Raw genomic sequence first — 1,618 nt, 5'->3', positions numbered from 1 at the left:
TATGGTCGTGATGTGCAGGATGTGGGTGATACAACTATTCCTGCTGATGTGCAGGAGAAGATCATTCGCTTTGTAAAAGCCGGTTTGGCCGTTGCTCAGATGAATGGTAAATCATACCTGTCTATCGGTTATAGTTCAATGGGTATTGCCGGTTCAATGGTAGATGCTGATTTCTTTCAGGATTATTTAGGCATTCGTACGGAGTTTGTTGACTCAACGGAGATTTTACGTCGTATAGACGAAGAAATCTATGATAAGGATGAGTACGAAAAAGCTTTAGCCTGGACAAAGAAGAATTGCAAAGAGGGTGCAGACCGCAACAAGCCCGAAAAACAGGTTGACCAGTCGCGTAAAGATGCCGAGTGGGAAACCGTGGTTAAAATGACGCTGATTTGCCGTGATATGATGATTGGCAATGAAAGAGTGATTGCAAAAGGTTTCCGTGAAGAAGGACTGGGACGTAATGCCATTATGGGAGGATTCCAGGGGCAGCGCCAGTGGACCGACTATCAGCCAAATGCTGATTATACCGAAGCCATCCTTAACTCCTCATTCGACTGGAATGGCATCCGTCAGGCTTTTGTACTGGCCACCGAGAATGATAGTTTAAATGCGGTACCGATGTTATTCGGTCATCTGCTTTCAAATACAGCCCAGATATTCTCTGATGTACGCACCTACTGGAGTCCTGATGCGGTGAAACGTGTCACCGGAAAAACCTTGAGAGGACTGTCAGAAAACGGAATTATCCACCTGATTAATTCAGGCTCTACCACACTGGATGCAACAGCCCAGCAAAGAGATGCCGAAGGAAAGCCGGCGATGAAGCCTTTCTGGGAAATTACCGAGGAAGAAGCTCAAAAATGCTTGGATAACACCTTATGGCCGCAGGCTGATCGTGAGTATTTCCGCGGTGGTGGTTTTTCTTCTCAGTTTAATACTGAAGGTGAAATGCCGGTGACCATGAGCCGTATCAACCTGGTGAAAGGCCTTGGACCGGTGCTGCAAATAGCAGAGGGATGGACCGTGGAGCTGGAAGAAGGTATCCACGAGGTATTAACCGAGCGAACCAATCCTACATGGCCAACAACCTGGTTTGTTCCAAGGGTCAATGGTAAAGGGGCTTTTAAAGATGTATACTCGGTAATGGCCAACTGGGGTGCTAATCATGGTGCCATTAGTTACGGTCACATTGGTGCTGATTTAATCACTTTAGCCTCTATGCTTCGTATACCAGTCTGTATGCACAATGTGAGTGATGACGATGTATTCCGTCCGAGTGCTTGGGCATCCTTTGGCGAAGACAAGGAAGGCTCCGACTACAGAGCATGTGCCAATTATGGTTCGCTTTATGGCATTAAATAAATATCCTGAGATTGACAAGGGCTGGTGCAGATGGTGAAAGCCGTCTCCCGGCCCACAGTCTTGTTTTATAAACCATTATGATGCAAAAAGATATAGCAATCGTTTTTGACTGCGGAGCAACAAACGTAAGAGTGATTGCGATGGATAAAAAAGGTCTCATTATTGCTTCGCATGCCATGGGCAATGACACGGATGAAGATCCGAATTACCCTGGTGGAAGAATATGGGATTTAGACAAGTTATGGAATAAACT

The 1,618-nt window shown here is 45.9% G+C and carries 2 protein-coding genes; both read left to right on the top strand.

The features are described 5' to 3' along the window. On the top strand, positions 1 to 1,365 hold a 1,365-nt coding region (locus tag KEM09_RS21765), incomplete at its 5' end, for an L-fucose isomerase (protein WP_212232055.1). 77 nt (positions 1,366 to 1,442) lie between these two features. Then, positions 1,443 to 1,618: FGGY family carbohydrate kinase (locus KEM09_RS21975; RefSeq protein ID WP_342344017.1), on the top strand; the 176-nt coding region annotated here is incomplete at its 3' end.

The sequence above is a fragment of the Carboxylicivirga mesophila genome (assembly GCF_018271975.1).
Classification (GTDB): Bacteria; Bacteroidota; Bacteroidia; order Bacteroidales; family Marinilabiliaceae; genus Carboxylicivirga; species Carboxylicivirga mesophila.
This window is presented reverse-complemented; position numbering and strand designations above follow the sequence as displayed.